Origin of the sequence: Sphingomonas trueperi, from assembly GCF_040545965.1 — a bacterium.
GTDB lineage: Bacteria > Pseudomonadota > Alphaproteobacteria > Sphingomonadales > Sphingomonadaceae > Sphingomonas > Sphingomonas trueperi_C.
In genome coordinates, this window is the sequence record NZ_JBEPMV010000001.1 from 595,670 (window position 1) to 616,917 (window position 21,248).

Below are 21,248 nucleotides of genomic sequence, written 5' to 3' on the forward strand. Positions count from 1 at the left end.
TCGCCCGGCTCAGCATGAGCCTGCCCGCCGAACTCTTCCGCCAGCTCGATGAAATGGTGGAAGACCGCGGGCTTCCCTCGCGCTCGCAGCTGATCGCCGAGCTGATCCGCGACGAGCTCGCCGAGCAAAGCGCCGCCTCGCGTCCCGAGGAGATGCTCGCGGGCACGATCACTTTGGTCTACCGCGCCGACCTCGGCCGGGTGCGCCACCAGCTGGCGCAGACCCAGGCCGAGTATCTGAAGGAAGTCATCTCCTCGCAGCATGTGTTTTTAGAGGACGATCAGTCGCTCGAGGTGCTGCTGGTCCAGGGGCCGGCACGGCGGCTGCGCGACCTGTGCGATGCGCTGCGCAAGGTACGCGGCGTGCAGCAACTCCGCCTCTTCACCACCACCGCGCTGCTGCCCCCGCTCCACGAGCAGGACGAGGCGGCGGCCCCAACCGGGAGCAAGGCGGCATGAGCACACTCGCCGACCCCAATGCCGCACGCGACCATGCACGCGCGATGGCCGGCACCGTCGTCGAGGCGATGCCGATCCTGCCGCCCCAGGCGGACGACCTGCCCCTGGGCGTATCGGCCGACGACCTCGTCTGGGAAGAGACGATCGCCGCGGGCGGCTATGCCAGCCGAGCGCTGTCGCGCGGCACCCGGCTGCGGCTCATCGACGTGCAGGGCGACGCGTGTGTTTCGCTCCAGCTGTTCAACGCCGCGATGCCCACCGAGCGCTTGAACGTCGCCGACACGGTGAAGGTGCAGTGGAACGCCTATCTCGGCGAGGGCAGCCTGTTTCTCTCGGACATGGGCCGCGTGCTCGCCAGCATCGAGCACGATGACGCCGGTACACATGACGCGTTCTGCGGCGCATCCAACGCCGCGTCGAACGCACGCCTTTACGGCGACGGCAGCAATTCGGGGCCGACCCCCAATGCCCGCGACCGGCTGCTGCTGGGTGCCGCCAAGCACGGCCTGAGTCGCCGCGACGTCCACCCCTGCGTGAACCTGTTCAAGGGTGTCCGCATCGCCGCCGACGGCACCACCGAACCGCAGCTCGGGCCGTTCGCGCCCGGCCGCAAGCTGGTGCTGCGCGCCGAGATGGACCTGATCGTCGTGCTCGCCAACTGCCCGCACGTCCTTGATCCGCGCCCCTGGACCGTCAAGCCGCTGCGCGCCACCGCCTGGCGCGGCCCGGTAACGGCCGAGGACGATCCGATCCGCAACGCGACGCCCGAGCGGCAGCGCGCCTTCCTCAACACCGAAGACTGGGTCCGCCGCTGATGGGACAGGATATGGCGCTTGCCGGCCTCACCGGCCGGGTAATCCATGACGAGATCGTCCCCGCCCGCGCCCCTTGGCTGCACCGGGTGAGGGCGGGCGAGACGCTCCGCGTCGTCGACCTCGAAGGCAACCAGGCCGTCGACTTCCTCCTCTACGCCACCCACGACGATGCCGAGCGCTACAGCGCGCAGGACACGATCGCGGCGCAGGCCAACATCTTCCTGCGCACCGGCAGCGTGCTGCGCTCGAACGAGGGCCGCCCGATGATGACGATCACCGCCACCGCGGTAGAGTATCACGACACGATCGGCGGTGCCTGCTCCTGCGAGTCCAATACCTTGCGCTACGGCCATTTCACCAAGGCGCAGCACGCCTGTGTCGACAATTTCCTGGAGGCCAATCTCCGCGACGGCCGCGGCAAGCGCGACATCGTCTCGAACGTCAATTTCTTCATGAACGTGCCGGTCGAGGCCGATGGTGCGCTGGGCATCGTCGACGGCATCTCGGCGCCCGGCCTGACCGTGGACTTGCGCGCAGAAATGGATGTGACCGTGGTCGTTTCGAATTGCCCGCAGATCAACAATCCCTGCAACGGCTTCAATCCCACCCCCGTCCGCATGATCGTCACCGCATGAGCGGGGTGCGCACCGTCCTGATCGCCAATCGCGGGGCGATCGCCTGCCGGATCATCCGCACACTCAAGACAATGGGCATCCGCTCGGTCGCCGTCTTCTCCGATGCCGACGAGGCTTCGCGCCATGTCGCGCTTGCCGACATCGCGGTGCGGATCGGCCCGGGCCCGGCGGCGGAAAGCTATCTCGACGTCGCCCGCATCCTCGCGGCGGCCAAGGAAACCGGCGCCGACGCGATCCACCCCGGCTATGGCTTCCTCTCTGAGAACGCCGCGTTCGCCGAAGCCTGCGAGGCCGCCGGCATCGCGTTCATCGGCCCGAGCCCGGACAGCATCCGCGCTTTCGGCCTCAAGCACAGCGCCCGCGCGCTGGCCGAGGCGGAGAACGTCCCCCTCGCCCCCGGCACCGGCCTGCTCGACAGTGTCGAGGCCGCGCTCGAAGCGGCGGAACGCATCGGCTATCCCGTGATGCTCAAGGCGACCGCCGGCGGGGGCGGCATCGGCATGCGCGTGTGCGCTGATGCCCAGGCGGTACGCGACGGCTATGCCGCCGTGGCGCGCCTCGGTGCGGGCAATTTCGGCGATGCCGGGCTGTTCCTCGAACGCTTCGTGCCCCGCGCGCGCCATGTCGAGGTGCAGATCTTCGGCGACGGCCAGGGCCGCGTCGTGGCGCTCGGCGAGCGCGACTGCTCGCTCCAGCGCCGCAACCAGAAAGTCGTCGAAGAGGCCCCCGCCCCGCATTTGCCCGAACGCGTCCGCGCGGCGCTGATCGAGGCGGCGGTGCGGCTGGGCCAGGCCGCGAACTACCGCTCCGCCGGCACCGTCGAGTTCCTCTACGATCCGGCGCGCGAGGACTGGTTCTTCCTCGAAGTGAACACCCGCCTCCAGGTCGAGCACGGCGTCACCGAGGAAGTGACCGGCGTCGACCTGGTCGAATGGATGGTGCGCGGCGCCGGCGGCGACTACAGCTTCCTCGACACCGCCGTCCCTGCGCCCAAGGGCTGGTCGATCCAGGCGCGGCTCTATGCCGAGGATCCGGCAGTCGACTTCCGCCCGGCCTCGGGCACGCTTACCGACGTCGCCTTCCCCGAAGGCGTTCGCGTCGAGAGCTGGGTGGAATCGGGCAGCGCCGTCTCCTCCTTCTACGATCCGATGCTCGCCAAGCTGATCGTGCATGGCGAGGACCGCGAGTCCGCCGTCGCGGCGATGCAGGCGGCGCTCGACCGCACCCGCTTCGCCGGGATCGAGACCAATGTCCGCTGGCTGCGCGACGTGGCCCGCAGCGAGGATTTCGTCACCGGCGACGTGTCGACGCGCTCGCTCGAAACCGTGGTCCACCGCCCGCAGAGCATCGTCGTCCGCTCGGCCGGCACCGCGACCAGCGTGCAGGATTATCCCGGCCGCGTCGGGCTGTGGGACATCGGCGTGCCGCCCTCGGGCCCGATGGACGCGCGCGCCTTCCGCCTCGGCAACATGCTGCTCGGCAACGACAGCACCGCGCCCGGGCTGGAGATGACCGCGACGGGCCCAACGCTCCAGTTCAACACCGCGACGCGCATCGTCCTCACCGGCGCCGACTTCGCCGCGACGCTCGACGGCAAGCCGGTCGAGCGCAACAAGCCGATCGCTATCACCGAAGGGCAGACGCTGGCGCTCGGCCGGGTCACCGGCGGGGGCATGCGCGGCTATATCCTGTTCGCCGGCGGGCTCGACGTGCCGAGCTATCTCGGCAGCGCCAGCACCTTCGATCTCGGCGAGTTCGGCGGTCATGGCGGTCGCGTGCTCCGCGTCGGCGACACGCTGCACCTGACGGACCACGCTCCCGCCGTGATCCCCGGCCCCCGTGCGATCGAGCAGGAGCAGCTCGGCCCCGACTGGACAATCCGCGTCCTCTACGGCCCGCACGGCGCGCCCGATTTCTTCGCGCCGGAGGACGTCGACACCATCCTCTCGGCCGAATGGAAGGTTCATTACAACAGCAACCGCACCGGCGTGCGGCTGGTCGGCCCCAAGCCGCACTGGGCGCGCAAGGATGGCGGCGAGGCGGGGCTCCACCCGTCCAACATCCACGATAACCCGTATGCGATCGGCGCGCTGGATTTCACCGGCGACATGCCGATCATTCTCGGCCCCGACGGCCCCTCGCTAGGCGGCTTCGTCTGCCCGTTCGTGGTGATCGCGGCGGATTTGTGGAAGGTCGGCCAGCTCGCGCCGGGCGACCGCATCCAGTTCGAGCAGGTCAGCCTCGACGAGGCCGATGCCGCCGCGCAAGCCGAAGAAGCGTGGATCGAAGGCCGTACCGCCACCGCGACCAGCCCCGCCAAGGGCGGCGGGCGCGACGCGATCCTGATCGACCTCCCCGCCAAGGGCCGCCGCCCGCGCGTGTTGTTCCGCCGCCAGGGCGACCGCAACCTGCTGGTCGAATATGGCCCGATCACGCTCGACCTCGAGCTGCGCCTGCGCGTCCATGCCGCGACCACCGCGCTCGCCGAACTCGCGCTGCCGGGCATCCTCGACATCGTGCCGGGCATCCGCTCCTTCCAGGTGCATATCGACGGCATCCGCCTGAAGGAGGCGGCGCTGATCGAGCGGCTGGTGCAAATCGAGGACGCACTCGGCGACCTCGAGGATTTCGTCATCCCCTCGCGCATCGTCCACCTGCCGCTCAGCTGGAACGACCCTGCGATCCACGAGACGATTCAGCGCTACATGCGCGTGGTCCGCGACGACGCGCCCTGGTGCCCGGACAATATCGAGTTCATCCGCCGCGCCAATGGCCTCGCCAGCGCCGAGGAGGTCCACCGGATCATCTTCGACGCCAGCTACCTCGTCTACGGCCTGGGCGACGTGTATCTCGGCGCGCCGGTCGCCACGCCGATCGACCCGCGTCACCGGCTGGTCACCACCAAGTACAACCCGGCCCGCACCTGGACGCCGCCCAACGTGGTGGGCATCGGCGGGGCCTATATGTGCATCTATGGCATGGAGGGTCCGGGCGGCTACCAGCTGTTCGGCCGCACCATCCAGGTGTGGAACACCTATCGCCAGACCGGCGCCTTCGCCGAGGGCAAGCCCTGGCTGCTGCGCTTCTTCGACCAGATCCGCTTCTTTCCCGTCAGCCATGAAGAGCTGACCGAATGGCGACGCGACTTCCCGCTTGGGCGCCGCGAGATCAAGATCGAGGAAACCGAGTTCCGACTCTCCGACTATCGCGAATTTCTCGCCGAGAACGCGCGGTCCATCGCCGCTTTCGAGAAGCAGCGCAACGCCGCCTTCGCCGCCGAGCGCGCGGACTGGGAACGCAAGGGCGAGTTCGACCGCGTCGCCAGCCTCACCGAAACCGCCGACGACAGCGCCGACGAAGCGGTGACGGTGCCTGAGGGTGCCGAGCTCGTCGAGGCACCGTTCGGCGGCAGCGTGTGGAAGCTGCTCAAGGAAGTCGGCGACCCGATCGACGCGGGCGAGACCATCGCTGTGCTCGAAGCGATGAAGATGGAGTTTCCGGTGACCAGCCCGGCAGCAGGCACGGTGGCGGCGCTCTATGTCGCCGAACGCCAGACCGTCACCCCAGGCTCGCCGGTGCTGGCGCTGGTGCGGGCATGACGGCGCTCGACCGGCTCTCGGTGGCGACCATCGCCGCCGAGGTGCAGGCGGGCCGCCGCAGCGCGGTCGCGGTGATCGAGGACGTGGTGGCGCGGCTCGACGCCTATGATGCGATCCAGCCGGCCGTGTGGATTTCGCGGTTCGACCCCGATGCGCTCCGCGCCGCTGCCGCTGCGGTCGATGCGCGTGTCGCTGCGGGCGAGACGTTGCCGCTGGCTGGCGTGCCCTTCGCGGTGAAGGACAATATCGACCTCGCCGGCCTCTCCACCACCGCCGCCTGCCCCGCCTTTGCCTATCAGCCCGAGCAGTCGGCGACCGTGGTCGCGAAGCTGGTGGCTGCCGGCGCGATCCCGGTCGGCAAGGCCAATCTCGACCAGTTCGCCACCGGCCTCAACGGCACGCGGAGCCCCTATGGCATCCCGCGCAACGCCTATAACCGCGCCTGGGTGAGCGGCGGGTCCAGCTCAGGCTCGGCCGTGGCGGTCGCCGCCGGGCTGGTCGCCTTCTCGCTCGGCACCGATACCGCCGGTTCGGGCCGCGTGCCCGCCGCGTTCAACCATCTCGTCGGGCTCAAGCCCAGCAAGGGCCGCTGGAGCAGCACCGGCCTCGTGCCTGCGTGCCGGACGCTCGATTGCATCACCGTCTTCGCCGGCACCACCGAGGATGCCGCGCTTGTCGACAGCATCGCCGCCGGCTTCGACGCGACGGATTCGCTCTCCCGTGACCTGCCGGACGTACCCCGCGCCCGTCGCCGCATCGGCGTGCCCCGCGCCGAGCAATGCCGCTGGTTCGGCGACATCGAGTCCGAATATCTCTACCGCCAGGCGCTGGCCGGCTTCAACGCCGAACTGGTCGAGATCGACCTCGCCCCGCTCGATGAAGCCGCGCGCCTGCTCTATGACGGCCCCTGGGTCGCCGAGCGCACCGCCGCACTGCAGGCCCTGTTGATCGACAACCCCGACGCGATCCACCCGGTGGTGCGCGAGATCGTGGAAGGCGGCTTCGGCTACAGCGCGATAGATGCGTTCAACGGCGCCTATCGCCTCGCCGAACTCGCCCGCCTTGCGGAGGCGATGTGGGAGCAGGTCGACCTGCTCGCCCTCCCCACCGCGCCGACCAGCTACCGCGTGGCGGAGATGCTCGCCGAACCGATCCGGCTGAACGCGAGCCTCGGCGCCTACACCAATTTCGTGAACCTGCTCGACATGGCCGCCATTGCCGTGCCCGCCGGCAGCTATGCCAGCGGCGTCGGCTTCGGGGTGACGCTGATGGGCCCGGCGGGCACCGATCGCGCACTGCTCGACGCGGCGAACGCACTTTTCCCCGCGCCGGCATCCCCGCCGCCGCTGGACCTGGAGGGACGGATGGAAACGGTGAAGCTCGCGGTCGTAGGCGCCCATCTCGAAGGCATGCCGCTCCACTGGCAGCTGACGTCGCGCGAGGCGAAGTTCGTCGAGTCGACCACCACCGCGCCGACCTACAAGCTCTACGCCATGGCGGAGAGCGTGCCGCCCAAGCCCGCGCTGGTCCATAGCGAGGACGGTGCGGCGATCGCGCTGGAAGTCTACGAGCTCGACATGGCCGCGTTCGGCAGCTTCGTCGCCGAAGTGCCGCCGCCGCTCGCGATCGGCACGGTCACGCTGGCGGACGGCAGCATGGTCAAGGGCTTCGTCGCCGAACCGCGCGCGATGACGGGTGCCGAGGATATCACCGCGCTCGGCGGCTGGCGCGCCTATATCGCGCGAGGCTGAGCGGCCTCAGTCGTTCGGCCGCGCGGGCACGGGGTAGACGATGAAATCCGAGTGCCGGTCGATCGCCGGCACCGGTCCCGCCTTCTCCACCGCGGCGCGGAGTTCCTCGATCACAGCGGGGGCCAGCGGCAACGGATGCTCGTCGGCATGCACCGGCGCTTCCATGGGATAGTCCTTCCCCGGCGTGGTCGTCATCTCGATATGCGCGCCGAGCAGCGCCCGGATCGGGTGCGTCTTCGCGAACGCCGCCAGCCGCCCCGCACTCGCGCGGAAATCGTCGAAATGGTTGAGCGGCACGTAAAGCCGCCCCGGATAGAGCATGTCGCCCGAGAAGAGCAGCCGCGTCCGCGCATCATAGACCATGATATGCGCCGGCTGGTGCCCCGGGGTCGCCAGCACGTCGAGGACCCGCCCGCCCAGGTCGAAGCGCGCCACGTCGCGCGGCCAATGGGTGAAGTGGAAGAACGACGCCACCTCGGCGGGCTTGAGCCCCACCACGTCGGTGTCCGGCTTGGCCCGGAACTCGTCGTCCCCGGCGTGATGGTCGCCATGGCCGTGCGAATGCGCGACCACCAGCCGGATCGCGCGGCCGCCGTGCCTAGCCTGCCAGTCGGCAATCAGCCGGTCCACCGTCGGCCGAACCTTGAGCCCGCCCGCGCCGGTATCGAGCAGCAGCGCGCGGTCGCGGCCGAAGATCAGATACAGGAACGGCGCCTCGAAATTGGTCTTTACCGATTGGCGGATCACGAAGGTGTCGCGGTCGATCGCCTGCACCTGCGTCTCGGGCTCGTTCGCCGCGGTGCCGTTGATCCAGGGCGCGAACGCCAGCGGCTTCGGGTCCGCCGCGCCAAGTAGCAGGGAAGCGCCAAGCGCGAGCGAGAAACAGCGTTGAATCCGGTTCATGCCGGCCATGCTGGGCCACCGTTCGGCGCCCCACAAGCCGCGAAATCCCCCGCTACGTCAAACGACTTACGGCGTGCAGCGCCCGTTTCGGTCATCTTCCCGTCATCGGAATCACGGGCGAGGACCGGGCGCGATCATGGATGCAGCTGTACCGACCAACTTCGAGGCAACCGGCGTGCAGGGCGGCCCGGTCAAGCGCTTCATCTTCACCTGGTTCCAGCCCGCAGTCCTCCTCGCGATGGTGCTGTTCTGGACCCTGGCGCCGGATTCGATCGCCAAGGCCTCGGTCGCGGTCGGCATCGGCATCGTCTTCAAGCTCTGCCTGCTCGGCATGGAGCGGATCAGCGAGCGCCATCGCCACTGGCGGCTGACCTGGAAAGAGCTCGCCAGCGATCTCTTCTATGTCGGCATGAGCTACACGCTGATCAAATATGCCGGCAAGCATTTCGGCGACGACGCGATCATCGATGCGATCAAGCATTATTTCCACTTCAAGACCGCCTGGGCCGCGCAGATCCCGATCCTGTTCCAGGCGCTCGCGATCCTGCTGATCTTCGATTTCTGCCAGTACTGGATGCATCGCGGGATGCACAACTGGACGCCCTTGTGGCTCACCCATGCGCCGCACCACCACATCACCCAGCTCAACGCGCTGAAGGGCTCCGTGGGCAACCCGATCGAGCTGTTCCTGATCGGCCTCAGCCTGGGCGGCTTCTTCGACTTCCTGCCCCGCGCCGCGCTGCTCGCCGGGGGCATCGGTATGGCCATCGGCGCCTATACCCATGCCAATATCCGCTTCAACACGCCGCGCTGGTGGTCCTTCCTGTTCAACACGGTGGAGCACCACAGCCTGCACCACTCGCCCGATTACGACAGCAGCCGGACCAACTACGCCAACACCTTCATCTTCATCGACCGGATCTTCGGCACCTGCCGCGACTCCGAGGCGGCGCATGTCGGGCTCGACGATTGCCGCCGGCTTGGGATCAAGGAGCAGATGGTCTACCCGTTCCGGCCGGTGGTCCGCTGGGCCAAGCAGTTGCGCGCGCCCCGCATGCCCGAAGCGGTGGCCGCCGAATGAGCTGGCTGCGCGCGATCGACTGGATCTGGCACGTCCGCGGCACCCTAGCGCTGCCCGCCCGCCCCACCTCCTTCCATGCGCTGGAGCCGGTGTTCGAGGAGCGCGGCACCACGCTGGAGCGCGGCCTCGACACGCTGATGTTCCACAAGGACAATCCGGACTCGCAGGACAAGCTCGCCTCGTTCGAGCATGGCACGCTGCAGTTCGTCGAGACCGAGGACGGCCCGGCGCTGCGCTACGACCTGACCAGCCATCCTCTGCTCTGGTGCTTCATCGCGCCTGCGCCTTTTGCCGCGCTGGCCTATGCCGCGCAGCCGATGCGCATCCCCGGCTATGTCTTCGCCGGTATCTTCGCGGCGCTGTACCTCGCCGGCCGTGTCATCGAGCAGCGCAACGCCCACAAGCTGTTCCGCGAACGCCTGCTCGGGACCGACACCGCCGAGGCGGTGCCGGCCTGACGAGACGCCTCAGGGCCGCTGGAAGGTCCAGCGACCGCTGTCGCTGGCAGGATCGAATGGCATCAGCGCGGGCGTGCTCCGCCCGATCGCGACCAGCGCCCTGGGGCGCTTGGCGTCCGCCTGCGCCTTGGGCTGGATGCGGTAGCTCCCATTGGTCAGCTGGTCGATCCGCCAGAGCTGCTCGGCCGCACCGGTGAAGGCAGGCACCGCCTGCACGGTACCTTCCGGCCCCACCGCCAGCGCACGCTCGGTGCCGGCAATGAGGATCTTGTAATAAGGCGCCCCGAACGCCCCGCCCGCGCCCTCCGCCGGGGCGATCGACCAGAGCTGGTGCGCGCGCATCATATAGTCGCCCAGGTCCACCTCGATTGCGCCCTCGGGCCAGCTGACGCGGTTCTCGGCGAGCGTCTGGTTAGGGATCGGCCCAGTCGGGTCGCCGGGCTTGGCGAAGAAGCTGCGACGGACATCGAACGGCATGCGGACGAAATCGACCGCAAGCTCCAGCGCCCCGCCGCCGCGCTCGGACTGGATCTCGTAGGTGCCGGCCGACAGGTTCTCGCCCGCCACCGGCCAGCCATCCTTCCATAGCAGCGGCAGGATGCCGAGCACGCTGCGCCCGCCGCGGTCGAGATCCGATTCGTAATGCATCGAGAATTTCTCGACGCCGTCGCCCAGGTCGAGCAGCCCGAAATGCCCCGAGCCATATTGCCGGCCGCGCCCCGCGACGACGAGCTTGCCGCCGCCCTTGAGCAGCGGCACGCCCATATTGTCGACGAACGGCCCCGTAGGGCTGCGCGATCGGCCGACGCGGATATTGTACGAGGAGTTCGGCCCGTCACAGCAGGTGCCATGGGTGCCGAGCAGATAATACCAGCCGTCGCGGTACATCAGCGCAGTGGCTTCCATGTCGATCGCGACGTCGACCGGCTGGCTGCCCGGCATCTTGTCCCCCGTTTTGGGGTCCAGCTCGAGCATGCGGATATAGCCGTAGTACGTCCCGTAGCTGAGCCACAGCCGCCCCTCCGCGAGGAGGAAGGCGGGGTCGATCGCATCGGCCGGCTCCAGCCCGTTGGTCGAGGCGACCACGCCGACATCGTGGAAGCCGAAGTCGGGCGATTTGGGATCGAGCGACTTGGTCCACATCACCTTGACGTTGCTGGCGTGCCCCCCGTTCATGCCGCCGCCGCCCACCGCATAGGCGACGTAGAAGCGATCGCCGATCTTGATCACGTCGGGCGCGACGCCGCCGCCGGGCCGCTCGCCGCCGCTGTGCCAGGTCCAGCCGTCCTCCGAGACGAGGCCCCCGCCCCGCGTACCGAAGGTCCACCAGCGGCCGTCGGAATAGGTGATCGTCGAAGGATCGTGGATGAACGGCTCGCCCGCCAGCTGGGCAGAGGCGGCCTGGGGCTGCGCGAGCAGGAACAGCGCGGCGAGCGGGAGGCTTGCGAACTTCATGGCGTTGCTCACTTCACGTCGATCGAGATGTCGCGGATCGGCTTGCCGTCTTCGTCGACGAAGCGGGCGCAGAAATCGCTGAGGCCGGGGCCGTTGATCACCGCGCCGCGCAGCACGTTGCGCCCTTTTCGCAGCGTGATCGGCCGCGAGACGACATCGTCCATCACCATCCGCCGGTCGCCATACAGCCCCGCCACCTCGCTGCCGTTCAGCCACCAGCGCGACGCCGAGTTGGAGCCCATCGCCAGCCGCACGCCACGCATCTCGCGGGGCGCATTGACCACCGTCACCGCCCAGAAGATCACGCCGTAAGTCGGCTTGCCGAGGCCCTGTGCCAGGTAAAAGAGCTTGATGTCGAACAGGCTGGAATCGAGCGCGTGCCAGCGCAAGGCACCGGGCGCGCTGTCGCCGTCGCGCGGCACGGCCTCGAACTTGCCGGGATAGGTGGCGGGCGCGATTGCTGCGCGGACATAGCTGGGGGTGAAGCCGGTGTTGGTGCGGTTGGGCTTCACCACCGGTTCGAGCAACAGCCAGCGGCGGAGAAAGCCATCCGCATCAGGCGCGATCGGATCGGCGGAAGCCGGGGTGAAATAGGGCGCGAGGCCGGTAGGCGGCGGCAGCTTCTCTTCCACCATGCCGGCGGTCTGCGCGTGCAGCGCGGCCGGTGCGGTCAACGCCAATGCCAGCGCGCACCATCGCGCAGCCGAACGGGGCCTGCCCATCGCCAATGTCTCCTCTCCGCGACGACTCGAACCGGTCGTCGTTGTTATCGGTAACAACATGGCTAGGCGGGGCCGCACTGCGCCGTCAACTGGCGAAACGATTGCCATGCGCGCACCAGGCGAACCCAAAGAACTTCCACCAGGTTTTCCAATGCTATAGCGATATTACGCAAGATACCGACAACGCGGCATCGCTGCTTGATTTTCTCCGACTAAACTGTCCTAATGTGTGCGCTAACATCCAAGGCTTCCGGCCCAAGACGCCGGCGGCACTTAGGGGAGGAACCGCCGTGAAGATCACGTATGCCGCCATGGCCGCGGCCATGCTCGCCGTGCACCCCGTCCAGGCCCAGACCGCGCCGGCGGCCTCGGCGCAAGCCGCGCCGGTGCCGATTGCCGAGGACTTCAAGCCCTCGACCCTCAACCAGCCCGGCCAGCAATATCCGCAGGTCAATTCGCAGGGCTATGTCCGCTTCCGCGTCGTCGCGCCCGAGGCGACGGCCGTGAAGGTGAGCCTGGGCCTGGGCGGCCGCGGCGGCACCACGCTCGCCAAGGCGGCCGACGGCAGCTGGACCGGCACGACCGAGGGCCCGCTCGACGAGGGCTTCCACTACTACCACCTGACGATCGACGGCGGCACCTTCAACGATCCCGGCACGCTCAATTTCTACGGCTCCACCCGCTGGGAGAGCGGCATCGAGATCCCCGCGCACGACGCCGACTTCTATGCGCTCAAGGACGTGCCGCACGGCCATGTCGAGCAGATCCTGTTCCCCTCGCCCAGCACCGGCGCCCAGCGCCGCGCCTTTGTCTACACGCCGCCGGGCTACGAGAAGAACGCCGGCACCCGCTATCCGGTGCTCTATCTCCAGCATGGCTGGGGCGAGGACGAGACGGCGTGGAGCAACCAGGGCCATGCCAATCTGATCCTCGACAACCTGCTCGCCGCGGGCAAGGCGCGGCCGTTCCTGATCGTCATGACCTACGGCATGACCAACGAGGTGCGCCCCGGCCAGCCCGGCGGCCTCGCCAGCTTCGACATCAAGCCGTTCCAGACCGTGCTGCTGAACGAGTTGGTCCCCTATGTCGACGCGCACTACCGCACGCTGGCCGACCAGAAGCACCGCGCCATGGCCGGCCTGTCGATGGGCGGGTTCGAGACCAAGCTGATCGCGCTCAAGAATCTCGATCGCTTCGCCTATATCGGCCTGCTGAGCGGCGGCACCGTCTCGCTGGAGGATGTGAACACCACGCCCGGCTATCGCGACAAGGTGAAGCTCACCTTCGTCAGCTTCGGCAGCCGCGAGCTGGAAGGCGGCCATTCGGGCCCGAAGGGCGGCCCCAAGGTCGATCCGCGCGCCAATGCCGAGGCGATCAAGGCGGCCGGCGTCCCCAGCGCCTTCTACGTCTCGCCGGGCACGGGGCATGAGTTCCAGACCTGGCGCCGCAGCCTGCACGAAATGGCGCCGTTGCTGTTCCGCGACTGAACGCTCCCGCCCGGGGCACCCGAGAAAATCGATTGCGCGCGCATTTCGCTGCAAATATGCGCAATCGCAGACAACGCCGTCGCGGGGGCACATCGCGGCGGCGTGCCGGGCAGGACAGGGGCGAAGCAGGGTGCGCAGCGGGAAGCGGCAGGATCTATACGTCGCGCGCAGCCGCTGGAGTGGCCCGGCCGCCCTCGCCCTGCTGCTTGCCTCGACCGGTACCGCCGTCGCGCAAGAAGCTGCCCCGCCCGCGCTCAGCTTCCAGGCCGCGCTCGCCCGGCTCGACAAGGCCTCGCCGGGGCTCAGCGGCGAGGACCATGCCGTCCGCGCCAGCGAGGACCTAGCCGCCGCCACCCGCACGCTGCGCCGCCCGGTGGTCACCGCTTCGGCGAGCGTGATCGAATATCAGAAGACGCTGTCGGTCGACCTGTCCGAACCCAAGGCCGATGCGCTGAGCGCGACCAACGGCTTTCTCGATCAGCTGGGCGGCCAGTTCTCCGGCGAGAGCGCGCAGATCGTCGCGCAGGTGACGCAGCGGATCGGCGCGGCGCTGCCCCGGCTGTTCGGGGCGATTCCCAATACGCTGGAGTTCCAGACGCGCGACACCGTGTTCCGCCCGGCGATCACCGCGGCGATGCCACTCTATACCGGCGGGGCGATCCCGGCGGTGCAGAAGGGGGCCGATGCGGCGGTGGGCATCGCCCGCGCCAAGCAGGCCGGCGGGCAGGACCTGTCGCGGGTCAATCTGGTGCGCGCCTATTTCGGCCAGAAGGTCGCGAGCCAGCTGACCGTCTCCACCCGCGAACAGCTCGAAGCCTTCGACCGGCACCTGTCCGACGCGCGCAAGCTGGAGGCGGAAGGCGTGCTCGCCCATGCCCGGGTGCTGGAGGTGGAAGTCGCGCGCAACACCGCCCAGCGCGCCCATGAACATGCCCGCAGCGAGGAGGCGATCGCCACCGACACGCTGGCGCGGCTGCTCGACCAGCCGCCGGGCGTCACCGCCTCGACCCCGCTGTTCGTCCATTCCGAGCCGCTGCCGCCGCTCCAGCGCTTCCTCGACGGCATCGACCAGTCGCCGCGCGCGCAGGGTGCCGATGCGGCAAAGAGCGCCGCGCAGGCCGGGGTCGACCTCGCCAAGTCGCGCTACCGCCCCCAGGCCTTCGCCTTCGGCAGCTACAACGCCAACCGCAACAATGCGCTGCCGACCGAGCCCGACTGGATCGCGGGCGTCTCGCTGCGCATGACCTTGCTCTCCAACTTCGATCGGCAGAAAGCGCTTTCCGCCGCGCGCGAGAACCAGGCCGCCGCCGCCGATGCCGCCGCACAGGCGCGCCGCGACGTGGCGGGCGAGATCGTCCGCGCCTGGAACATCGCCGAGGCGGCGCGCCGCTCCTTCCTGCTGCTCGACGCCAACCTCGCCGCCGCGCAGGAAAATCTTCGCGTGCAGCAGCTTTCCTTCCGCGAGGGCGAGGTCGCCTCGTCGGCGCTGATCGATGCCGAGGCGGCGCTTGCCACCGTGCGCACCCAGCGGCTCGCCGCGGCGTACGAATATGATCTGGGGCTGATGGCGCTGCTCGCCGCCAGCCACCGTGTCGACGAGTATAGCGACTTCATGGCGCGTGCCGATCGGCACGTGGAGGACCAGCAATGACCGACGAGACCGCGGCCCCGCCGCGCCGCAAGCCGCCCCTCCTTGCGATCGTGCTCGGCATCGCGGTGCTGGTGCTGATCGTCGGCGGGCTGTGGCTCGCCAACCGGCCCGCGCCGGAGCAGCTGCAGGGCATGGTCGATGCCGACGAGGTCAACGTCGCCACCAAGGCGCTCGCCCGCGTCGAGACGCTGGTGGCCGAGGAAGGCCAGCGGGTGCGTGCGGGCACGCTGCTCGCGACGCTGTCGAGCCCCGAGATCGCCGGCGGCAAGGCGCAGGCGCAAGGCGCGGTGGACGCCGCCCGCGCGATCGCCTCGGAGACCAACGAAGGCGCGCGGCAGGAAGACATCGCCTCGCTCCGCTCCACCTGGCAGGCGGCGCAGGCCGCGGCCGATCTCGCCGCGGTGACCAGCCGGCGCACCGCGAACCTCTATGCACAGGGCGTGGTCGCGGCGCAGCGGCGCGACGAGGCGGCAGCCGCGCGCGACGCCAGCGCCAAGCAGGCCGAGGCTGCCCGCCAGCAATATCTAAAGGCACTCGCCGGCGCCCGCCCGCAGAACAAGCAGGCCGCGAACGCGCAGGTCCGCATCGCCGGGGCGGCGCTCCAGACCGCCACCGCGCTCGGCCGCGAGACGCAGCTCGTCTCGCCGATCGACGGCGAGGTCTCCCGCAAGCTGGTGCAGCCGGGTGAGGTCGTCAGCCCGGTGATCCCCGCCTATCAGGTGCTCGACATCGACCATGCCTGGGTGGCGCTGACCGTGCGCGAGGATCGCTTCAAGGGCATCGCCATCGGCAAGCGGCTGCACGGCCACATCCCCGCGCTCGGCCGCGACGGCGACTTCGCGATATACCAGATCGCCCCGCGCGGCGATTTCGCGACGTGGCGCGCGACGCGGCAGGCCTCGGGCTATGACGTCCGCGCCTTCGAGGTGAAGCTGCGCCCGGCCGCGCCGGTCCCCGGCCTGCGCCCGGGCATGAGCGTGCTGTTCGACTGGCCGCAATGAGCGCCTTCGGCCGCGCCTTGCGGGCGGAGCTGCGCCATCTGGCGCGCGACCGCTGGGACCTGGCCGGGCTGACGCTGATCCCCGCGCTGCTGCTGTTCCTGATCGGCGCGATGTTCTGGCAGGGATCGATGCGGCGACTGCCGATCGTGGTGGTCGACGACGATCGCAGCTCGGCGAGCCGCGCCATCCTCCGCGCGATCGATGCGGCGCCGTTGGTCCATATCGTTGCGATGCGCGCCACCGAGGCGGAAGCGGTGGAGGAGGTCCGGCGCGGCCACGCCAATGGCTTCGTCCACCTGCCCAAGGATCTCGGCGCGGGGCTTGCCCGCCATCGCACACCGGTGATCCGCATCCTCTACAATGCCAGCTTCCTGTCCTCTGGCTCGCAGGCGGCGAGCGGCGCGGCGAGTGCGGTGCAAGCCGCCGCCGCGTCGCTGGTGGGCGACCAGCTTTCCGGCCACGCCCTGCCGCCCGACCCGACGCGGCGCTTCGCCGTCGAAGCAGTGCCGCTTAACAACGCCGCGTCGAGCTTCGAATGGTTCCTCAGCACGCTGATCTACCCGGCGGTGCTGCATCTGGTGGCGGCGGTGAGTTCCGCGATGGCGCTGGGCCGGGAACTGGAGGAGCGTTCGCTCGGAGGCTGGGCCGCGCGTAACGGCGCGATCCTGCCCGCGCTGTTCGGCAAGCTGCTGCCCTATGTCGCGGCGGCGAGCCTGTGGGGCGTCGCCTGGCTGCTGTTCGCGACGCTGGGGCGCGGTTGGCGGGTCGAGGGGAGCATCGCTGCGATCGTCGCAGCGCAGACGCTGTGCTACCTCGGCACCGCCGCGATCTCCGCGCTGCTGGTGGCGGCGACCCGCGAGACCGCCACGGCGCTGTCGGTCTGCGCGGTCTATGCCGGATCGGCGCTGGCCTATGCCGGCGCCACCCTGCCGCTCAACGGCGGCAGCGGCTTCGCGCGCTTCTGGAGCGAGGTGCTGCCCCTCACCCATTATCTCGCGCTCCAAACCGGCCATCTGGGCGGACAGGATCTCGCCACCATCATCCCCCCGATGCTGGCGCTGCTCGCCTATGTGCTGGTGCCGGGCATGCTCGCCTGGGCGCTGATCCGGCGACAGGCGCGATGAGCTTCATCGCTGCCTTTCGCGCGACTTGGGCGACGGTGCTGACCTCGCGCACCCTGCTCAGCACGATGCTGCTCGCGGTGGTGCTCTACGCCTTCTACTATCCCGCGCCGTACAGCCAGGAAGTCGCGCAGCAGCTGCCGGTGGTGCTGGTCGACGAGGATGCCAGCGCGCTTAGCCGCGAACTGGTCCGCAATCTCGAGGCGACCCGCGCCGTGATCGTGGTCGATCATGCCCCGAGCGTCGCCGAGGCGCAGGCGCGGCTCCGCGCAGGGAAGGCCGACGGCGTGGTGCTGATCGCGCGCGGTCTGCAGCGCCAATTGCGCACCGGCGCGCCGGGGGCCGGGATCGCGGTGTGGGTCAACGCCTCCTACCTCTTGCGCGCCAGCACGATCGGCGAGGCGGTGACCGAGGTGCTGCGCGATCTCGCCGTCGAGAAGCTCGACGTGCTGGGCCAGGTGGTACGGGCGGGTCCGCCCGTCACCATCGTGCGCGAGCCGATGTTCAACCCGACCGCTGGCTATAAGGGCTATGTCTTCCCCGCCGTGGCGATCGTCATCATCCAGCAGACCCTGTTGTTCGGCGTCGCCACCTTCCTCGGCGGGCGGCGCCGCGAGGGGCGCTGGCGAATGGGGCACGCCGAATATGCCGGCACCTGGGCGGCGTTCGCGTCTGTGGGACTACTGACCTGCCTGTTCCTGTTCGGTTTCATCTTCTGGGTGCAGGGCATCCCGCGCGACGAGAATGTCGCGGGGATGCTGCTCGCCGCGCCGTTGCTGGCGGCCGCGGTGGCCGGGCTGGGACTATGGCTCGGCAGCTATTTCGACCGCTCCGAGCGGGCGATGGTGATCCTCGCCCCCACCTCCGCGCCCTTCTTCTTCCTCAGCGGCACCGCCTGGCCGCTCGACCAGATGCCCGGCTTCGTCCGCGCGCTGGCGCAGATGATACCTTCGACCAGCGGCGTGAACGTGTTCGTGCCGCTCAACCAGATGCATGCCAGCCTTGCCGACGTGGCACCGGGCGTGCTCACGCTGCTGGCGCTCGCGCTCATTTATGGTGGCCTGGGCTGGTGGCGGATCGCCGGGCCGCGTCAAAAGCGGAAGCTGAGCCAGCCGGCAACGAAGTCCGAGCTCGCATAGCCCGCCTTGGTGAGCGCCGGCCCGGCGGCGAGATGCTCGTAGCGGCCGGTCAGCGACAGCCGCGGGGTCACCGCCCACACAGCCTGCACCCGCGCGACATCGGCGGTGCGGGAGTTGCGGATGTTCTGCGTCCCCGCAAAGGGCTGGCCGTTGGCGCGGTACACGGCGTCGTGCACATTGGCCCGCCACGCCCGCTGATATTCCAGGTTCAGCCGCAGCTTGGCGGTGGGCGAGAGGTTCAGCGTCGGCGCGAATGCCACCAGGTTGCTCGGCGTGAGGAACAGGCCGTAGCTGTAATAGATGTTGTTACCGAACGGCGCATAGGCGTTGCGGAGCTTGCCGTCGCCATAGCCGCCCCCGCCGCTGGCATAGTCGGCATGGAAGCCGATCCGCGGCGCGCGCTTGCCGGAGCCGAGCCGGACATTCTGCGCGAAGAAGCCCTGCCAGGCATCGATCTGCTGATCGCGCCAATAGCCCCATTGGTGATTGATCGACCAGTCGAGTGTCACCGGCCCCGCCTCGCCCCAGAGATGCGTGCCGAGATAGAAGCGCGAGCCCGGGCCGATACGGCCGCCCCAGGTGCCGACATTGTTGCGGCGGCGCCAGAAGAAGGGATCGAAATAGAGCTTGGCGCCGCCCACCCAGGCCTTGGGCACGACGAAGCCGAGGCTCACGCCCGAGAAGCGCCGCGCCGGATCGGTCACGTCGTCGTCGGTGCCGAGATCGCCATATTGGGTGGGCTTGAGGTCGAACACGTCCACCCGCACCGTCTTGCCCCGCGCCCAGCCGCGAAAGCCGTTGAGCGTGTAGCGGATCGTGTTGTTGTCGCGCTGCGAGACCAGCAGGTTGGGCCCGTCGATGAATTCCTGCCGGCCATAGCGTGCGCCGACATCGATGCCGGCCACCTCGCCCTTGGCCTCGACGAACTGCTGCTGCACCGCCACGTCGTTGCGCAGCGTCGCGGCGGGCGCGCCGAGTTCGACGCCGCTGATGCCGCCATGCGCCACCTCGGCATAGACGCGGAGATGCTCGCCGATATGGACATCCGCGCCGCCGACCAGCCGGACGATGTCCTGCCGCTGCGCGCGGCTGTCGCGCAGATTGGGGTTGGTGGTGTGGTTCATCCGCAACCGCGCCTCGCCGGAGAGGGTGACGTACACGTCCCCGTCGGGCGTCAGCTTGATGCATTTGAGCGCATCGATCGGATCGTCGCGCCTGGCGGGATCGCACAGCTTGCGCCAGTCCTCCGCCCAGCGGGAGAGGTTGTAGCCGCCGGTGGTGGCGCCGTCGCCGGCGGCAGCGGCCGGGTAGCCGGCGGTTTCGACGACCTGCGCGGCGGCAGGCATGCTCAGGGCGAGCGCCGGGGTGGCGCCCAGGACGCGGTACACGGTACGCATGGGAACTTCCTTATTCGGCCGGGACGGCGTCGGCAGGGCGCTGGTCGATCCGCAGCGCACGACCATGCAGCGCGGCATCGAGCGCCTCATGATCAAGCCGCCCTTCCCAGCGCGAGACGACCACCGTCGCCACCGCATTGCCGATGAAGTTGGTGAGGCTGCGGCACTCGGACATGAACCGGTCGACGCCGAGGATTAGCGCCATGCCCGCCACCGGCACGCTGGGGACGATCGACAGCGTCGCCGCCAGCGTGATGAAGCCCGCGCCGGTCACGCCTGCCGCGCCCTTGGACGACAGCATCGCCACGCCGAGCAGCAGCAGCTGTTGCTCGATCGAGAGGTGGACATTGGTCGCCTGGGCGATGAACAGGGCCGCTAGCGTCATGTAGATGTTGGTGCCGTCGAGGTTGAACGAATAGCCGGTCGGCACGACGAGGCCGACGATCGTCTTGGGGCAGCCGGCGCGCTCCATCTTCTCGATCAGCGAAGGCAGCGCGCTTTCCGAGGAGGAGGTGCCGAGCACCAGCAGCAGCTCGGCCTTGAGGTACGCGATCAGGCGCAGGATCGAGAAGCCCGCCATCCACGAGACCGCACCGAGAACGACCAGCACGAACAGGGCCGAGGTGAAGTAGAAGGTGCCGACCAGCATCGCGAGGTTGGCGAGCGTGCCGACGCCGTACTTGCCGACGGTAAACGCCATCGCCCCGAACGCGCCGACGGGCGCCGCCTTCATCAGGATCGCGACGACCTTGAACATCGCCAGCGAAATGTCTTCGAGCGCGGTGGTGATCCGCTCGCCGCGATCGCCGACCAAGGCCAGGCCGATGCCGAACAGGATCGCGACGAACAGCGTCTGCAGGATGTTGCCGCCGGTGATCGCCGAGAGGAAGGTGTCGGGGATGATGCCGAGCAGGAAGCCGGTCAGCGTGCTTTCATGCGCCTTGGCCGCATAGTCCGCCACCTTGCCCGCATCGAGCGAAGCCGGATCGATGTTGAGGCCTGCTCCCGGGCGTACGACATTGGCGACCACCATGCCGACGACCAGCGCCAGCGTCGAGAAGAACAGGAAATAGCCGAACGCCTTGGCCGCGACCCGGCCCACCGCCTTCAAGTCGCGCATGCCGGCGATGCCGGTGACGATGGTGAGGAAGATCACCGGCGCGATGATCATCTTGACCAGCTTGATGAACCCGTCGCCGATCGGCTTGAGCGCCTCGCCGGTAGCGGGGGCATAATGGCCGATCAGCACGCCCGCGACGATCGCAACGAGTACCTGGGCATAGAGATGCCGGTACCAGGGCAGCGCCCTGGCGGGGGCCGTCGCGTGCGCGGCGGCGTGGGACTCGGCGGGAATACGAACCATCACTTCCTCTCCTTCGGCCTCCGTTGTGCCGGTAGGACTCGATCGGGGCATATTCGATTGCGGGATCGTGCGGAGGAAGCAAAAAGCCACACAGAGCAAAAGCATTATATATCATAGTCTTAAAGATTGCCCGAGCCCGGCGATACGCAAAAATCGACACACGCCCGCCGTGCAAAGTGCAAAAACTTGCACATCCCGGCGCACTGACGGAT

17 protein-coding genes are annotated in these 21,248 nt (G+C 68.9%); 12 read left to right on the forward strand and 5 right to left on the reverse strand.

Annotated elements, in window-relative coordinates; genetic code table 11:
- Window positions 1-14: 14 nt before the first annotated feature.
- From ABIC35_RS02805 to atzF, 5 genes are read left to right on the forward strand one after another with little or no spacing between them, the layout of a single operon-like run.
- A complete protein-coding gene (locus ABIC35_RS02805) occupies window positions 15-458 on the forward strand; it encodes a CopG family ribbon-helix-helix protein (protein WP_206364592.1) in 444 nt (147 codons plus the stop codon).
- Window positions 455-1,273, forward strand: a complete 819-nt coding sequence (locus ABIC35_RS02810; RefSeq protein WP_121071626.1) for an urea amidolyase associated protein UAAP1 — start codon at window positions 455-457, stop codon at window positions 1,271-1,273. The genes ABIC35_RS02805 and ABIC35_RS02810 overlap by 4 nt, the downstream gene beginning before the upstream one ends.
- On the forward strand, window positions 1,273-1,908 hold the full coding sequence (locus tag ABIC35_RS02815) for an urea amidolyase associated protein UAAP2 (protein ID WP_121071627.1): 636 nt from the start codon (window positions 1,273-1,275) through the stop codon (window positions 1,906-1,908). The genes ABIC35_RS02810 and ABIC35_RS02815 overlap by 1 nt, the downstream gene beginning before the upstream one ends.
- Window positions 1,905-5,507, forward strand: a complete 3,603-nt coding sequence (uca, locus tag ABIC35_RS02820) for an urea carboxylase (RefSeq protein ID WP_121071628.1) — start codon at window positions 1,905-1,907, stop codon at window positions 5,505-5,507. The genes ABIC35_RS02815 and uca overlap by 4 nt, the downstream gene beginning before the upstream one ends.
- Entirely contained in the window at window positions 5,504-7,258 is a 1,755-nt protein-coding gene (gene atzF, locus ABIC35_RS02825) for an allophanate hydrolase (RefSeq protein ID WP_121071629.1), read from the forward strand. The genes uca and atzF overlap by 4 nt, the downstream gene beginning before the upstream one ends.
- Before the next feature lie 6 nt (window positions 7,259-7,264).
- Here the strand turns inward: atzF and ABIC35_RS02830 are convergent, their stop codons facing one another.
- Window positions 7,265-8,161, reverse strand: a complete 897-nt coding sequence (locus ABIC35_RS02830; protein WP_436286764.1) for an MBL fold metallo-hydrolase — start codon at window positions 8,159-8,161, stop codon at window positions 7,265-7,267.
- 136 nt (window positions 8,162-8,297) lie between these two features.
- Between ABIC35_RS02830 and ABIC35_RS02835 the strand changes: the two genes are divergently transcribed.
- Window positions 8,298-9,242, forward strand: coding sequence for a sterol desaturase family protein (locus tag ABIC35_RS02835; RefSeq protein WP_121071631.1), 945 nt, complete (start codon window positions 8,298-8,300; stop codon window positions 9,240-9,242).
- Window positions 9,239-9,700: a hypothetical protein gene (locus ABIC35_RS02840; protein WP_121071632.1), complete on the forward strand. Its 462-nt coding sequence runs from the start codon at window positions 9,239-9,241 to the stop codon at window positions 9,698-9,700. The genes ABIC35_RS02835 and ABIC35_RS02840 overlap by 4 nt, the downstream gene beginning before the upstream one ends.
- A gap of 9 nt (window positions 9,701-9,709) precedes the next feature.
- Here the strand turns inward: ABIC35_RS02840 and ABIC35_RS02845 are convergent, their stop codons facing one another.
- Window positions 9,710-11,155: a family 43 glycosylhydrolase gene (locus ABIC35_RS02845; RefSeq protein WP_121078848.1), complete on the reverse strand. Its 1,446-nt coding sequence runs from the start codon at window positions 11,153-11,155 to the stop codon at window positions 9,710-9,712.
- An 8-nt stretch (window positions 11,156-11,163) separates the two neighbouring features.
- Complete coding sequence (locus ABIC35_RS02850; RefSeq protein ID WP_354278240.1) at window positions 11,164-11,829, reverse strand: acetylxylan esterase; 666 nt, start codon at window positions 11,827-11,829, stop codon at window positions 11,164-11,166.
- Between the two features lie 338 nt (window positions 11,830-12,167).
- On the opposite strand from ABIC35_RS02850, the gene ABIC35_RS02855 reads away from it, so the two are divergent.
- The 5 genes from ABIC35_RS02855 to ABIC35_RS02875 all read left to right on the forward strand — a co-directional run bounded on the left by ABIC35_RS02855 (window position 12,168) and on the right by ABIC35_RS02875 (window position 18,276).
- Window positions 12,168-13,364, forward strand: a complete 1,197-nt coding sequence (locus ABIC35_RS02855) for an alpha/beta hydrolase (protein WP_220667305.1) — start codon at window positions 12,168-12,170, stop codon at window positions 13,362-13,364.
- A 130-nt stretch (window positions 13,365-13,494) separates the two neighbouring features.
- Window positions 13,495-15,015, forward strand: a complete 1,521-nt coding sequence (locus ABIC35_RS02860; protein WP_121071633.1) for a TolC family protein — start codon at window positions 13,495-13,497, stop codon at window positions 15,013-15,015.
- On the forward strand, window positions 15,012-16,016 hold the full coding sequence (locus ABIC35_RS02865) for an HlyD family secretion protein (RefSeq protein ID WP_121071634.1): 1,005 nt from the start codon (window positions 15,012-15,014) through the stop codon (window positions 16,014-16,016). Before ABIC35_RS02860 ends, ABIC35_RS02865 begins: the two co-directional genes overlap by 4 nt.
- Entirely contained in the window at window positions 16,013-17,140 is a 1,128-nt protein-coding gene (locus tag ABIC35_RS02870; protein ID WP_121071635.1) for an ABC transporter permease, read from the forward strand. Before ABIC35_RS02865 ends, ABIC35_RS02870 begins: the two co-directional genes overlap by 4 nt.
- A complete protein-coding gene (locus ABIC35_RS02875) occupies window positions 17,137-18,276 on the forward strand; it encodes an ABC transporter permease (protein ID WP_121071636.1) in 1,140 nt (379 codons plus the stop codon). The genes ABIC35_RS02870 and ABIC35_RS02875 overlap by 4 nt, the downstream gene beginning before the upstream one ends.
- On the opposite strand, the gene ABIC35_RS02880 is transcribed toward ABIC35_RS02875, so the two are convergent.
- Both ABIC35_RS02880 and ABIC35_RS02885 read right to left on the reverse strand, forming a co-directional pair.
- The gene (locus tag ABIC35_RS02880; protein WP_121078851.1) at window positions 18,228-19,673 is read right to left on the reverse strand and encodes an alginate export family protein; all 1,446 of its coding nucleotides are present in this window, start codon (window positions 19,671-19,673) and stop codon (window positions 18,228-18,230) included. The two genes, ABIC35_RS02875 and ABIC35_RS02880, sit on opposite strands and share 49 nt — an antisense overlap.
- A 10-nt stretch (window positions 19,674-19,683) precedes the next feature.
- Window positions 19,684-21,036: a dicarboxylate/amino acid:cation symporter gene (locus ABIC35_RS02885; RefSeq protein ID WP_354278244.1), complete on the reverse strand. Its 1,353-nt coding sequence runs from the start codon at window positions 21,034-21,036 to the stop codon at window positions 19,684-19,686.
- Window positions 21,037-21,248: the final 212 nt, after the last annotated feature.

What these genes read in the sequence shown, in the direction of transcription:
- ABIC35_RS02805 (WP_206364592.1), top strand. Translation starts at nt 15, where the DNA reads ATGAGCCTGCCCGCCGAACTCTTCCGCCAGCTCGATGAAATGGTGGAA.
- ABIC35_RS02810 (WP_121071626.1), top strand. Translation starts at nt 455, where the DNA reads ATGAGCACACTCGCCGACCCCAATGCCGCACGCGACCATGCACGCGCG.
- ABIC35_RS02815 (WP_121071627.1), top strand. Translation starts at nt 1,273, where the DNA reads ATGGGACAGGATATGGCGCTTGCCGGCCTCACCGGCCGGGTAATCCAT.
- uca (WP_121071628.1), top strand. Translation starts at nt 1,905, where the DNA reads ATGAGCGGGGTGCGCACCGTCCTGATCGCCAATCGCGGGGCGATCGCC.
- atzF (WP_121071629.1), top strand. Translation starts at nt 5,504, where the DNA reads ATGACGGCGCTCGACCGGCTCTCGGTGGCGACCATCGCCGCCGAGGTG.
- ABIC35_RS02830 (WP_436286764.1), bottom strand. Translation starts at nt 8,161, where the DNA reads ATGAACCGGATTCAACGCTGTTTCTCGCTCGCGCTTGGCGCTTCCCTG.
- ABIC35_RS02835 (WP_121071631.1), top strand. Translation starts at nt 8,298, where the DNA reads ATGGATGCAGCTGTACCGACCAACTTCGAGGCAACCGGCGTGCAGGGC.
- ABIC35_RS02840 (WP_121071632.1), top strand. Translation starts at nt 9,239, where the DNA reads ATGAGCTGGCTGCGCGCGATCGACTGGATCTGGCACGTCCGCGGCACC.
- ABIC35_RS02845 (WP_121078848.1), bottom strand. Translation starts at nt 11,155, where the DNA reads ATGAAGTTCGCAAGCCTCCCGCTCGCCGCGCTGTTCCTGCTCGCGCAG.
- ABIC35_RS02865 (WP_121071634.1), top strand. Translation starts at nt 15,012, where the DNA reads ATGACCGACGAGACCGCGGCCCCGCCGCGCCGCAAGCCGCCCCTCCTT.
- ABIC35_RS02870 (WP_121071635.1), top strand. Translation starts at nt 16,013, where the DNA reads ATGAGCGCCTTCGGCCGCGCCTTGCGGGCGGAGCTGCGCCATCTGGCG.
- ABIC35_RS02875 (WP_121071636.1), top strand. Translation starts at nt 17,137, where the DNA reads ATGAGCTTCATCGCTGCCTTTCGCGCGACTTGGGCGACGGTGCTGACC.
- ABIC35_RS02880 (WP_121078851.1), bottom strand. Translation starts at nt 19,673, where the DNA reads ATGCGTACCGTGTACCGCGTCCTGGGCGCCACCCCGGCGCTCGCCCTG.
- ABIC35_RS02885 (WP_354278244.1), bottom strand. Translation starts at nt 21,036, where the DNA reads ATGGTTCGTATTCCCGCCGAGTCCCACGCCGCCGCGCACGCGACGGCC.